This is a genomic window from Streptomyces sp. HNM0575 (assembly GCF_012726265.1).
Classification (GTDB): domain Bacteria; phylum Actinomycetota; class Actinomycetes; order Streptomycetales; family Streptomycetaceae; genus Streptomyces.
Window position 1 is genome coordinate 391,835 of the sequence record NZ_JAASAG010000006.1, and the last position, 12,869, is coordinate 404,703.

Annotated in this window: 9 protein-coding genes; 5 read left to right on the forward strand and 4 right to left on the reverse strand. The window is 66.7% G+C overall.

Going from position 1 to position 12,869, the window contains the following annotated elements:
* Positions 1-17: 17 nt before the first annotated feature.
* From HCC61_RS17220 to HCC61_RS17240, 5 genes are all read left to right on the forward strand, one after another.
* On the forward strand, positions 18-473 hold the full coding sequence (locus tag HCC61_RS17220) for a very short patch repair endonuclease (protein WP_169136432.1): 456 nt from the start codon (positions 18-20) through the stop codon (positions 471-473).
* Positions 474-897: 424 nt separating this feature from the next.
* Entirely contained in the window at positions 898-3,825 is a 2,928-nt protein-coding gene (locus HCC61_RS17225) for a Z1 domain-containing protein (RefSeq protein WP_346777244.1), read from the forward strand.
* Between the two features lie 115 nt (positions 3,826-3,940).
* Positions 3,941-4,912, forward strand: coding sequence for a DNA cytosine methyltransferase (locus tag HCC61_RS17230; RefSeq protein ID WP_240969048.1), 972 nt, complete (start codon positions 3,941-3,943; stop codon positions 4,910-4,912).
* 147 nt (positions 4,913-5,059) lie between these two features.
* Entirely contained in the window at positions 5,060-6,592 is a 1,533-nt protein-coding gene (locus HCC61_RS17235) for an ATP-binding protein (protein WP_169136332.1), read from the forward strand.
* Between the two features lie 99 nt (positions 6,593-6,691).
* Complete coding sequence (locus HCC61_RS17240) at positions 6,692-7,870, forward strand: DNA cytosine methyltransferase (RefSeq protein ID WP_169136333.1); 1,179 nt, start codon at positions 6,692-6,694, stop codon at positions 7,868-7,870.
* A 323-nt stretch (positions 7,871-8,193) separates the two neighbouring features.
* On the opposite strand, the gene HCC61_RS17245 is transcribed toward HCC61_RS17240, so the two are convergent.
* The 4 genes from HCC61_RS17245 to HCC61_RS17260 form a co-directional block, all read right to left on the reverse strand.
* Positions 8,194-8,976: an SDR family oxidoreductase gene (locus tag HCC61_RS17245; protein WP_169136334.1), complete on the reverse strand. Its 783-nt coding sequence runs from the start codon at positions 8,974-8,976 to the stop codon at positions 8,194-8,196.
* 55 nt (positions 8,977-9,031) lie between these two features.
* Positions 9,032-10,075 carry a DUF3500 domain-containing protein gene (locus HCC61_RS17250; protein ID WP_169136335.1) on the reverse strand — a complete coding sequence of 348 codons (1,044 nt, stop codon included), beginning with the start codon at positions 10,073-10,075 and terminating at the stop codon, positions 9,032-9,034.
* Between the two features lie 95 nt (positions 10,076-10,170).
* Positions 10,171-11,142, reverse strand: a complete 972-nt coding sequence (locus HCC61_RS17255; protein ID WP_169136336.1) for an aminotransferase class IV — start codon at positions 11,140-11,142, stop codon at positions 10,171-10,173.
* Between the two features lie 282 nt (positions 11,143-11,424).
* Positions 11,425-12,534: a Gfo/Idh/MocA family oxidoreductase gene (locus HCC61_RS17260; RefSeq protein ID WP_169136337.1), complete on the reverse strand. Its 1,110-nt coding sequence runs from the start codon at positions 12,532-12,534 to the stop codon at positions 11,425-11,427.
* Positions 12,535-12,869: the final 335 nt, after the last annotated feature.

Genomic DNA, 12,869 nt, shown 5'->3' on the forward strand with positions numbered 1-12,869 from the left:
CTGTGAAACAGAAGTCGATGACTGACCGTTCCGATCGCCACGCTTCGACGGGCTCGTGGGCCTCCTCGCCCGCCACACGTCGAAGCATGCAGTCCAACAAGGGGCGCGACACCGGCCCCGAACTCGCTCTGCGCCGTGCAGTCCACGCGATGGGCATGCGGTACAGGGTGTCGATGCGGCCGATCCGATCGGTTCGGCGCACGGCCGACCTGGTCTTCACCCGCGCCCGTCTGGCCGTGTTCGTGGACGGCTGTTTCTGGCACGGATGTCCGGAGCACCACACGGTCGCGAAGACGAATGCCGAGTACTGGGCCGCGAAAGTGGAGAAGAATCGAGCCCGTGATCGCGAGACCGACGGCCTTCTGGCATCGGAGGGGTGGACGGTTCTTCGAGTCTGGGAGCACGAAGATCCGTCGGTTTGCGCCGCTCGCGTGCGGGACGCCTACCGTAGCCGCATGGAGCTTGGAGACTAGTAAGCGGCTGCTCAATTCGCTTTTTGCATGGGCTCGTTGTCGTGAAGAGTCTTAACCGGCTTGAGAACACTGTCCGTTGCTGTTGCAAGACATTTTGTGAATGCTCCGAGGGCCTCGCGTGACGTCCGGTCTGGTAAGCGCATCGTCCAGTAGTATCAAGGGAGTTCGAGAACAAGGGTGTTGCTTGCAGCGCCTCCCTGCCGCGCTGCCCACCGGAGTTCCGACCCGCGGATACTCGAAGCACCTGGGGGAGCGATCAGCGAAGTCTCAGACGGGCGGAAGACCGCAGTCGGTGAGGGTTGCCTTCGGCTGACGGAGAGGCCCTGGCCCTGCATGTCGTTCGACGGGTCTCGACTGCCGCTTCTGTACGGCCAGCCGTCTGCTGCCGGCGTCTGCACATGTCGATTCACTTGAGCGAGGTCTTGTGACTGACGGCACCACCTACCGATCCCTGCTCGCCGTGCACAAGGCCGCCCTGCGTAGGTTGCTGCGGCCCGTAATGCTCCGCGCGTTGGTAGACATCCACGGTGAAGAGGCCGAGCCCGGAGCCGATCTCTCGGAAGGCGCTTTCCGCAAGGCGTTGACGGAGCCGAGCGAGGGTGCCCTCCTCCGGCTGTGGAACTCGCGATTGCTTCAGTGGGACATCGCGGAGGGCTCCTGGACGAAGACGGAGCCGCGCACGGCCGAGCGTCGGTTTGAGGTGTATGACCGGCTCGGCCTCGAAGCGGAGACCCGCCAGCTCTTGACCGAGCTGGCGCCGGTCTCCCGTGTGAGGGGCGAGGTCGTCATCAGTGGTGATACCCCCACGGTGTGGGACGCCGAATCGCGGGACGGACACGAATGGTACTGGCCGCGGTACAAGGAGTACCTGGAAGAGCAGCAGGGGTGGGACAGCGACTCTGTCGGCAACCTCGACAGCGCTTCGGAGCGGGTCGTCCGACACCTGGCCGATCCGACAGCAGCGAAGCCGTACGCGTCCCGCGGCCTCGTCGTGGGGTACGTGCAGTCAGGGAAGACGGCGAATTTCACCGGGGTGATCGCAAAGGCCCTGGACGGCGGCTACCGGCTCGTGATCGTTCTCGGAGGCAGGCTCAACCTTCTCCGTGCCCAGACTCAGCGGCGTATCGACAAGGAGCTTGTGGGTCGCGAGAACCTGCTCCGTAACGTCACCGACGAGCTCGAGATGGATTATGCGGCCGACACGGACTGGATAGACGGCGAGTTCCTGGAGCACGGTGTGAAGCCGTCCGACGCGGGCGCGTTCGACATCATCCGTCTCACCACACGTGACGACGACTACCGGGCGCTGAACCAAGGCATTAGCGCGCTCGAACGCGACAAGCGCGAGCGCTCGCTACCTCTCTACGATCCCGTGAACTTGCACAGCAGCAACGCGCAGCTGATGGTCGTCAAGAAGCACACGACCGTGCTGCAACACCTGATCAAAGATCTTAAGCGGGTCGGCGACGAGCTGCTTCAGGAGCTGCCGGTGCTCGTCATCGACGACGAGTCCGACGAGGCGTCCGTGAACACGACTTTGAGCAAGAATCGGGATTCCAAACGCACGGCGATCAACCAACATATTTCGTCCCTGCTGGGAATGCTGCCGCGCGCGCAGTATGTCGGCTACACGGCGACGCCCTACGCCAACGTCTTTGTGGATCCCAGTGACGATAAGGACATCTTCCCCCGCGACTTCATCGTCTCCCTGGACCGCCCGCACGGCTACATGGGGGCGAGGGAGTTTCACGATTTCCATCTGGGTCCGGAGGATGAGCGCCCCCTGAAGAACTCCAACGAGCGGTGCTACGTCAGGGACATCCGTAACACCGACGGGCGTGTGGACGAGGACGCCGAACTGCGCGAGGCGATGGACATGTTCGTCCTCAGCGGAGCCATGAAGCTGTATCGCGAAGGCAAGGCGGGGCTGAAGCCGTTCCGGCACCACACGATGCTCGTCCACGAGTCCCAACGTCAGGACGACCACAGGGAGTTGTTGGTCCGCGTCCGCAGGCTGTGGACGAGAAGCGAATACACGGGTGAGGCAGGGCAGAAGCGCCTGCGGCGACTGTTCGACGATGACCTGAAACCTGTCTCGCTTGCTCGCGCGGGCGAACTGCCGGTCCCCGAGTCCTACGACGAGCTCCAGCCCTACGCCAGTGAAGCCTGGCGGAAGATCGGCGCCGACAATCAGCCGGTCATCGTGGTCAACGGCGACAAGGAGATCGAGAATCGTGAAGTGGACTTCGAGGGCACCAATGTCTGGAAGATCATCATCGGAGGGCAGAAGCTCTCTCGCGGGTTCACCGTCGAAGGACTGACAGTGAGCTACTACCGTCGTCTGGCCACTAACGGTTCCACGCTCATGCAGATGGGACGCTGGTTCGGGTTCCGCAAGGGGTACCAGGATCTCGTACGTCTCTACATCGACCGGAGCGTCGAGAGGAAGCATGAAGACGTAGACCTCTACAGCGCGTTCGAGGCCATCTGCCGGGACGAAGAGGACTTCCGCGAGCAGCTTCGCCAGTACTCGGTGACAGTGAACGGCAAGCCCCAGGTCACGCCTGCGCAGGTCCCCCCGTTGGTGTCGCAGCGCCTTCCCTGGCTGCGGCCGACGTCGAAGAACAAGATGTACAACACGCAGGTCGCGTCCCAGGCCTCTCCCGGGAAGATCACGACTCTGACGTGCTTCCCGAAGACGGAGTCGGCGCTGGCTCACAACACCCGGAAGTGGGAGCCGGTCTTCGACCGCCTCTCGTCCGAGGCGACTTTGTTCACGGGTCAGGACACCAAGGGCGTCGTCAGATCATTCGACGCGTTGACCGCGGTGATCGATCCACAGGAGTTCCTCGACATCGCGAAGGACCTCATGTGGCTCAGCAACCACGACTTCGCCCCGCATCTGCAGCATCTGCGGGAGCTGACCGAGGCCGAGGAGAGGCTGAACGACTGGCTGGTCCTAGCTCCACAGCACCAGAGGACGACTCGGAACGTCGCTCGGTTGGAGGCAGTAGATCGGACGCTCTCGTGGTTCCAGCGGCAGCGCCGTCGCGGTCGCGGGGACGCCTTCGGTGAGATCACCGAACCCAGGCATCGTCCTGTCGCCGAGCGGATCGCCGGAGCGACGACCGACTACCACGATTCCGCGACAGAGTCGTTCGTCCGTTCCCGTCGCGGAGTGATCTTGCTCTACCCCGTGGTCGAGAAGCCCGGCGAGAGCGTGGAGACGACTCAGAAGACGGGTGTACTCGACCCGAAGAGCATGGTGACCGCGTTCAGTTTCGTCAGCCCGATGTCGGCCCGTCGACACGACGAACCGTGGGTGCGCTTCATGGCCATCGACACGTCGTAGGCGGAGGACGCCATGGTGACAGCCCGACTGACATCCGCGTGCAGAGCGTAAGGGTCCAACGGACGTTCAACACAGCCCACTTCGGCCCTACTGCGAACATTGACATGGGGGACGGTTGAGCAAGAGACGCGTGTTGGTATCGCTGGAGATCTGCGCAGGCGCAGGCGGTCAGGCGACGGGGTTGGAGCATGCGGGTTTCTTCCCCCGGATGCTCGTGGACTCCGATGACGACCCCTGTCGGACGCTCAAGTGGAACCGCCGTTCCTGGCGGGTCGAGAACGCCGACATCGGTGAGTTCGATCCTTACGTCTTCGAAGAGACCCGCGGGGTCGACCTGCTGAGCGGCGGCCTGCCGCGGGTGCAGTCCGCCGCGACGGCGACCCGTGTGGACAACGCCGAACCGTTGCGGGTGCTCCGCGATGCGGCGGGTCTCGCACGCGTCGTCCGGCCGCGCGCGGTACTCCTCGAGAACATGCCGGATCTCGTCGAAAGCGATCAATTCGCCGGCATACGGGAGGAGTTGAGGGAGGCGCTGACCGCGCTCGGATACGTGGTCTCGTGGGGCGTCCTGAACGCCGCCGACCATGGTGTCCCACAGGACCGCAGCCACGGTTTCCTCGTGGCCCTCCGAGACGATGCCGCAGAACCCTTCCACTGGCCTGCCCCGAATGCGGATCCCGCGCCCACGCTCGGGGAGACCCTGAGAGTCTCCATGGCCTCCAAGGGATGGCCCGGCGCCGACGCGTGGGCTGCCCGTGCCGACGCGCTCGCACCCGCGCTGGTCGGCGGCTCCGCGGAACGTGGCGGTCCCGATCTGGGACCGACCGGTCAGAAGCGGAAGTGGGCCCGCCTCGGCGTCGAGGGGAAGAGCCTCTGGAACGACGTGCCGGGCCCGGGATTCGCGTCGGACGGCCTGCCGCACATCACCGTCCGACAGGCCGCCGATCTCCAAGGCTTCCCGCAGAACTGGCAGTTCTGCGGCCTGAAGGGATCCACGTACCGCCAGGTCGCCCTCGCACTGCCCCCACTCGTGGCCGCGGCCGTGGGCAGGCAGCTCGTGCGCGCCCTCGAAGGGGCTGGAGACTGACGGCAGTCGACTCACCAATGGGCACCGGCGCTCGGGCCGGTGCTCAACCGTTATGAAACAGACAGAGCGGAGAAGTCGGTTCCACGATCCCGAATCGATGCGAGAACGTACGATCGACTCAAAAGCCTTCAGGTGCGGAGGATCAGGATGAACGACTGGCGATTCGACGTACCGACCACCGGGACCAAACATCTTCCCCCGGACGCCCGTTACGTAGAGGCACTGAGCAGCCAGGGCTACGCCTTCGAGGTCGCAGTCGCGGACCTGATCGACAACTCGATCGACGCGGGAGCCAGGGACGTCGTCGTCCACTTCCTCCGCGACGGGCCCCGGCTCGTCTCGCTCCTGGTCGTCGACGACGGCTGTGGCATGAACGAGGGGCAACTGGACGTCGCCATGACCGTCGGCGGTCGACGTACGTACGAGGAAAGCTCGCTGGGAATGTTCGGCACAGGCCTGAAGTCCGCGTCCCTCTCCCACGCCGAAGCAGTCACCGTCGTCTCCACCACGAAGACGACTCGGTCCGTGGGCCGTCGCTGGACCATGGAAGGCGCTCGCTCCAACTTCCAGTGCGACGTCGTCGACCCGGACTACGCCCAGTCGCTGGTCGATCGGTACTACGACAAGCCCATCCTGTGGCACGGCACGATCGTGCGTTGGGATGCCGTGAAGGACTTCCCGTCGACGGGGGACAGTCGCCAGACCGATATGTACCTGAATCGCGTCTTCAACAAGTTGGGCCTGCACCTGGGCCTGCATCTGCACCGCTTCCTGGAGCGCGACGACTTCAACATCACCATCGCCGTCGAGGACGTGCGGTCGAGGAACGTCTATATGCAGTTCGGGGTCGGTCCGTTGAACCCGTTCGCGCATCCGGTCAGCGGACACCGGGACTATCCGCGTCGGTTCACCGCCCCGGTCGAGGGCGTCGGAGACGTGCAGTTGGAAGCAGCGGTCTGGCCTCCGAAGTCGAGCAAGACCGAGTTCAAGGCCGTCGGAACTGTCATGAACAAGCAGGGTTTCTACTTTTACCGGAACGACCGGCTCGTCCAGGCCGGCGGCTGGAACGGCTTCCGCCAGCCCGAACAGCACCTGGCGCTGGCCCGGGTCGCCGTCGAGCTGCCGTCGAAGCATAACGACGTCTTCCGGCTCACGGTGAAGAAGTCCGGCGTCGAGACGTCTCCCGCCTTCGCCGACTCCCTGGAGAAGGCCACGGACGACGAAGGGCGAGAATTCGGGCAGTACTTGAAAGACGCTCAGGATGCATACCGGAGGGGCAGCAAGCGAGCGGGAGGAGTGCAACGCCCCGAGACGCTGCCGCCGGGAGAAGGCTTGGCTCCTGCGGTTCGCGAGGCGATCGAGACCGAACTGCCCATGAAGTGGGGCGACCCGGTCTCGGTGCTCTGGGAGGAACTCGACCAGAACGTGTTCTTCGACATCGACCGTGAGACGAGCACCGTCATCCTCAACAGCCGCTTTCGCGAGGCGGTGTTGGGCGATCGGAAGCGGGCCCTCGACGACGCCCCGCTGATCAAGACGCTGACGTACCTGCTTCTCAACAAGCTCTTCGAGTCGGAACGCCCGAGCGCGAAGCAGAGGGACCACATTCAGATGCTGCAGTCGATCCTGGCGGCGGCGGCCCACGCCGAACTCGGTCACGTCGCGGAGAGCGAAACCTGACTGCTCGTCGGATCGTCTCTCTCCCACCACCCGTCCCCTCGATGTCCCGAACTCCCGCCCGGGACCGAGTGTCAGAGCTGATGGATAGACTGCCGCATCATGAACGTGACACCGTCTCATCAGTCCTCATCTGCGAACTTCCGTATCGTGGATCTGTTCGCGGGCCCCGGAGGGCTGGACGTGGCGGCGGACGTCCTCGGCATCCCGTCGACGGGTGTCGAGTGGGACGCGAACGCGTGCGAAACGCGTAAGCGGGCGGGGCTTAAGACCCTCGGGGAGGACGTGACCAAGCACGGTCCCGCGTGCTTCCCCCATGCCAACGTCCTTGCTGGAGGCCCCCCTTGCCAGACGTTCTCCGTCGCTGGCAACGGCGTGGGACGTGAGGCCCTGGATAGCGTTCTGGAGTTCACGACGCGGCTGGCCGAGCGCAAGGACCGGGCGAAGATCGACGAAGACCTGAAGAAGATGGACGTCCGAACCAGCTTGGTTCTGCAGCCGCTTCGGTGGGTGCTGGACGCCCTGGACACCAACGAACTCCGACCGTTCGAGGCCATCGTGCTGGAGCAGGTGCAGACGGTGCTGCCCGTCTGGGAGGCGTTCGGCGAGGTCTTCGAGAAGAACGGCTATTCGGTCGACACCGGCATCCTGCGCACAGAGCGGTTCGGTGTCCCGCAGACCCGTAAGCGGGCGATTCTCATCGCCTGCCGGGACGGCCGGAGGGCATACCTTCCCCAGCCGACGCATCACCCCTACCGCAAGGATGGGGGGCGGCAGGACAGCGACTTCGTTCTCTCCAAGTGGGTCGCGATGGAGGACGAGTTGCCCGCTCTCCGCTCCCGAGGCCGGTTCAAAGTCATCTCGAACTACGGCACCGGCGGCGACCCCAAGGCCCGCGGTGTACGACTCTCCTGCGAGCCCTCCTTCACGGTCACCGGCAAGAACTCACGGAATCGCGTGATCATGGAGAACGGCGAGGAGACCCGCTTCTCGAATCAGGAAGCGGGCCGACTCCAGACGTTCCCCGACGCGTACCCGTGGTCGGGCAGAGAGATCGCCCAACAGATCGGCAACGCCGTCCCGCCCCGTCTGGGCATCCATGTACTCAGCGCCGCCCTCGGCTTGGCGCCGCCGGGCGACGTCGAGTGGAAGCGACTCCGCGAATGGACGCCGCCGATCAAGGGCGAGGAACTGCTCACTCCCTGCTGCGGGGTCCCCGAGCAGCGCCAGGAGCCGGCCGGCGAGCTGAGCACAGACGGAGAACTCGCTGCGGGATCGTAGGCGACCCAGGCTGGTCGGGCTTCGAACTGACAGCATCTGCGTCCGAGCTGAGCGCCGGACTCCCAGTACGTCCCCTCCCGCATGGATGAACTCTTGTGCGAAGTTCTCACCTCCAGTAGGTGTGGCAGGCCGAGAATACCGATGCGATGAAGCGTCGTGTGTCGCTCGGGAGGGACGACGGCACTGAACTGGGCTTCCCTGTCGGACGGTTGGTGATCCAGGGCTCGTACTCACGGGCCAGGTCACAGCGCAGGGCTGGCTGCGTCCGGCGCCGGCCGGCTGGACCGCGGGTCACCACGCGGCCGCGCCGCAGGCCCGCCGCGTCAGGGAACCGGGGAGGCGCCGCCGTCCATGTTGATCGCCGTGCCGGCCGTGAAGCCCGCATGGTCCGAGCACAGGAAGCAGGCCATGGCCGCGAACTCCTCGGCCGTGCCCATGCGGCCGACCGGGATGTGGGCGCCGGCCTCGGCGACGTAGTCCTCGAAGGAGAGGTTCGTGTCCTCGGTCTTGTAGCGGCGTGCGATCTGGTCCGAGACGATCTGGCCGACGAGCAGGGCATTGACCAGGATGCCGTGCGGGGCGCCCTCGCCGGCGAGGACCTTCATCAGGGCCATGCCGGCCGCACGGGACACCACCGTGGGGGCGCCGTTGGCCTGCGGCGTCTTGGCCCCGGTGTTGAGCACGTTGATGATCCGGCCCCATCCGCGTTGCTTCATGCCCGGCCAGACGAGCCGGGCGAAGCGGATCGCCGCGAAGAGCTTCAGATCCAGGTCTTCCTGCCAGATGTCGTCGGTGAGCTGGTCCGACGGCATGGACCGGCTCTGGCCGGCATTGTTGATCAGGATGTCGACGTGACCGAACTCGCCGACGACCGCGTCGTAGGCATTCCGGATGTCGGCGGGCTCGGATACGTCGCAGCTGAAGGTTTCGACCCGTCCCCGGGCGCCGGCCGACGCAACGGCCTTGGCTTCGGCCAGCGAGTCCGGATCGCGGGCCAGGATCGCCACGTCGGCGCCGGAGGCGGCGAACTCCTTGGCCATCGCGAGCCCAAGACCCTTGCTGGCACCTGTGATGATGGCGCTGCGGCCGTCGAGACGGACGTCCATCGTGCTCCTCTCCTGCTGTGGTGACTACGACCTCATCGAGCACGACCGGCGAGCGTCAGCCCGCGACGGTGTGCCGTGACCCGTTGCAGAGGGCGGCGAGGAGGTCGTCCCCGAAGTCTGCCGAATGGCGGCGCCAGACGCTGTGGATGTGGTTGGCCTCGTTGAATGTGTTGTCGTACTCGATGAGCACTCCCGGGCCCTGGATGCGGTAGTAGTGGCCGTCGCCGCGACGCTGCGAGCCCTCCCACGAGAAGTGCAGCCGCTCTTGGTCGATCCGCGCGAACTCCTTGTAGGCGAGTTCGTGCCTGAGCCGGTCGAGGTAGAGGCGGACGATGTCGACCAGCAACTCGCGGGCGCGCCGGCCGAGTTGGGCCGGTGTCACGCCGACCGGCTCTGCTGGGTCGATGCGCGGGGAGTTGCCGCTGCGGATGTCGTGCGGCGTGAGGTCGGACACGACGGCGAGGCCGCGGGCGGCCGGGTCCATGCGGTCGAGGAGTTCGCGGGCGAGTTCTTCTTCGAGCTGCATCGGCTGGCTGACGACGCGGCCGCGGTAGGTGACGCGGGCGGGGTTCGCGCCGAGGAAGAACGGTGTCGCCGAGATGCGGCCGTCGGCGACGAGGACGTTCACCGAGAGGTGGTGGCCTTCGATTCGCCATCCCCACGGCTCGTCGCCGTCCGGGGTGCCGAAGAGCATCGTCCAGAAGTCGCCGCTGTGCCGGTCGCGGTGCCCGCCCTCTCGGCTGTCGAGGACGTCTTCCAGCGCCATGACCGCCGCGGCCTGTGCGTAGGCGTGCGGGCTGAGCACTGCCGCGAGCATGCCGTGCACGGCCTTGCGCTGGTCTCGCCGTAGTTCGCCGAGCACCAGGCCGGGTCGTGTGCCGGGTGCGTACTCCCAGCGGTGCCGGAGGGCGTCGTCGGTGACCGCGCGAACCGCGTGGTCGCGTTGGTCGGCGTCCAGCAGACCGATGAGCCGGCGTGTGGCGTCGGCGACGTCGGTGACGACGTGGCCGGCCGCGGCTTGGTCGGCCGAGGTGCGGTCGGGCGCGGCTTGGTCGGGCGAGGTGCGGTCGGGCGATGTGCGGTGGGTGGTCTGTGACATGAGTTGTGGCTTGCCCCTCCGTCGCTTGCGGGAGTGCCGAACAAGGCGGAACCAACTGCGGGATCCTTCTCGCGAGTCGGCCGCTCGACTCGAATTCACCGTGGGAACGACGGCGTGCCGGGAGCTCGGTCGAGGTGCACCGGGGTCAGCCATTCGTCGTGCTTGCCGCTCACGGCTCGCACGGTGTCGTGGTAGCAGGCCTCGATCGCCTGCGTGATCTCACCCGCGGTCTTGCCGTCGCCGACCGGGAAGCCGTCCACCTCGACGACGGGCAGCACCTCGGCCGAGGTGCCCATGAGGAAGATCTCGTCGGCGAGGTACAGCTCGGTGCGTTCCACCTGCCTGGTCTCCGTCTCCAGGCCGAACTCCTCCTGCGCGAGCTGGATGAGCGTGCGCCGGGTGATGCTGTCCAGTACGCCGTCGGACAGGCTCGGGGTGACCAGCCGGCCGCGTTTGACCAGGGCGATGCACGCCCCCGACGACTCGGTGACGTGGCCGTTGGTGTTGAGGAAGACCGGCCAGTCGGCTCCGCGTGCCAGGGCGTCGATGTTGCCCAGCCGGCCGTTGTGGTAGTTGGAGAACGCCTTCATCGACGCCGGTGAGGCGCCGTGGTTGAACCGCGGCCACGAGCTGACCGCGAGTGTGCAGGTCTGGCCCCGGCCCAGCTTGCTCTCGAACTCCCAGGTCTCGATGGCGATCTCGGCCGGAGTGCCGGGCGCCACCATCTGCTGGCGATGCGTCCCGGCGGCGAAGCCCCACGGGCGGATGTGCAGGTCCTTGCCCGTGGTCTGCCAGGACGCGAGGAGTTCGACCGTCGCGGCGACGAGCGCGTCCGCGTCGAACTCGGGCTCCATCCAGCTCATGCGCAGCGATTCGAGAAGGCGTTGCATGTGGTCGCGCAACCGGAAGCCGTACAGCGTCTCCTGCGTGCTGCTCCAGTACGCGTGCACGCCTTCGAACGCGGCCGAGACCGAGGCGTGGCCCACTGAGCTGATGTGGACGGTGGCCTCCTCCCACGGCATGAGGGTGCCGTTGCGCCAGATCAGCCGCCCGTAGCCAGCAGACATGAATGTTCCTTTCCGGAAAGGACGGGACAGAGAACGTGGACGTCCATGCGCGCAGAGCCGTGCCGGCCGGCAGAGCCGTGCCGGTCGGCAGGGCTAGCAGGGCCGGTTGCCTGGGCGCCGGCAGGGCCGGCTGCCGGGGCCGGTCGGACGGGTGTCGATGTGCCGGGCTGCGCCCCCGCCCGAACGGCCCGAACGGCCCGCCGGGCGGGCCGAGTTGTGTCTTCGGCACGCCGTCGCCCGGCGCACCCGTGGCCGTGGCGGCGACGGCCTCCGCCACGCGGCTCACTCCCGTCCGGCCGCGGCGATCTCCGTCGCGGGCGCCGCGCGCTCCGCGTCCGCCGGAGCGCCGTTCGCGGCGGGGACGCCCGTACGGACGTGCTCGTACAGCCGGTTCAGCAGCCGCAGCATCCCAAGGCCCTCCTGGGCTCCGGCGCTCATCCGGACGTCGCCGCCGCGCGCCGCCTCGCGGAACTCGGCGATCTGGCGGCGGTGGGAGATGCCGTAGTAGCCCTTGCCGGGAGGCGCCGGGGGCTCGCCGCGCTGCCGTACTTCCTCCGCGGCGCGCCTCAACTCGGCGCCGCCCTCGGCGAGATGGAGCGTGCCGGGGTGGTCGAGGTCGAAGAGTACGGACCCCTCGGTGCCCACGACGCCGATGCGGGTGCGCCAGGTGACCACCCCTGCGACGGTGACGTTGTACGTGACCAGCGCGCCGTCGGGGCTGCGCAGCACGGCGGCCAGAGTGTCCTCGGTCTCCATCACCTCGCGCATGGCCGAGGTGCGGGCGGCCGCCGCGACCACGTCCAGGTCGCCGTGGAGCCAGCGGGTGACGTCGAGCGCGTGGTAGCCCTGGTTGATCACGGCGGAGCCGCCCTCGCCCGCCCAGCTTCCGCGCCAGTAGCTGTCGCCGTAGTAGTCGTGCGTACGGGCGCACTGGAGGTCGACGGTCGAGGAGACGAGCCGTCCGAGCAGCCCGTCGGCGATCCACCGCCGTACGGCGCGGACGACCGGGTCGTAGCGGTGCTGGGAGACGACCGAGAGCAACTTCCCCGTCTGCTGGGCGAGTTCGGTCAGTGCCGTGCCGGCGGCGACGTCCAGCGCCAGCGGCTTCTCCAGCAGCACGTGCTTGCCGGATCTCAGGGCGGCGGAGGCGAGTTCGGCGTGCTGGGCGTGGTCGACGGCGATGGAGACCGCGTCCACGTCCGGGTCCTCCAGCACCTCGCGCGGATCGTCGGTGACGTGCTCGATGCCGCAGTCGAGTGCGAGGGCGCGGGCCTGGTCGATGTCGCGGTCGCAGGCCCACGCGACCACGGTGTCCGGCAGCGCGGAGAAACCGTCGACGTGGTTGGGGGCCACTCGGCCGCAGCCTATGACGGCGTGCGTGAAGGCTGGCATCGAGACTCTCCCAAGTGCGGCGGGCGGCGGAAATTCCTCGGTCCTCGGATGAGTGAAGCCGAGCGTTCCGGAGGGTGTCAATACACCCCGGAATGCATCGGCGAAACATGGTTAATTTCAGTCGCTTCGGTCGCTGTGCGGGGGTGCGCATGCGCCCTGAGCTGCGCCTTCCATGTCTTAATGTCCCAGCTACCGAAATCATCCCGGTCGCTGATAAACGCATTCTCCGGATCGGTATTGCGTTTACTCAACTCCTCGGATAATCATTGATCGAGTGATCCGGCACGCCCTGGCATGCCTATCACTAAGCCCGCCAGGACTCCCATTCGGCGCTC

Excerpts from the sequence above, each read along its gene's own strand:
- HCC61_RS17220 (WP_169136432.1), top strand. The coding sequence starts at position 18 with ATGACTGACCGTTCCGATCGCCACGCTTCGACGGGCTCGTGGGCCTCC.
- HCC61_RS17235 (WP_169136332.1), top strand. The coding sequence starts at position 5,060 with ATGAACGACTGGCGATTCGACGTACCGACCACCGGGACCAAACATCTT.
- HCC61_RS17240 (WP_169136333.1), top strand. The coding sequence starts at position 6,692 with ATGAACGTGACACCGTCTCATCAGTCCTCATCTGCGAACTTCCGTATC.
- HCC61_RS17245 (WP_169136334.1), bottom strand. The coding sequence starts at position 8,976 with ATGGACGTCCGTCTCGACGGCCGCAGCGCCATCATCACAGGTGCCAGC.
- HCC61_RS17250 (WP_169136335.1), bottom strand. The coding sequence starts at position 10,075 with ATGTCACAGACCACCCACCGCACATCGCCCGACCGCACCTCGCCCGAC.
- HCC61_RS17255 (WP_169136336.1), bottom strand. The coding sequence starts at position 11,142 with ATGTCTGCTGGCTACGGGCGGCTGATCTGGCGCAACGGCACCCTCATG.
- HCC61_RS17260 (WP_169136337.1), bottom strand. The coding sequence starts at position 12,534 with ATGCCAGCCTTCACGCACGCCGTCATAGGCTGCGGCCGAGTGGCCCCC.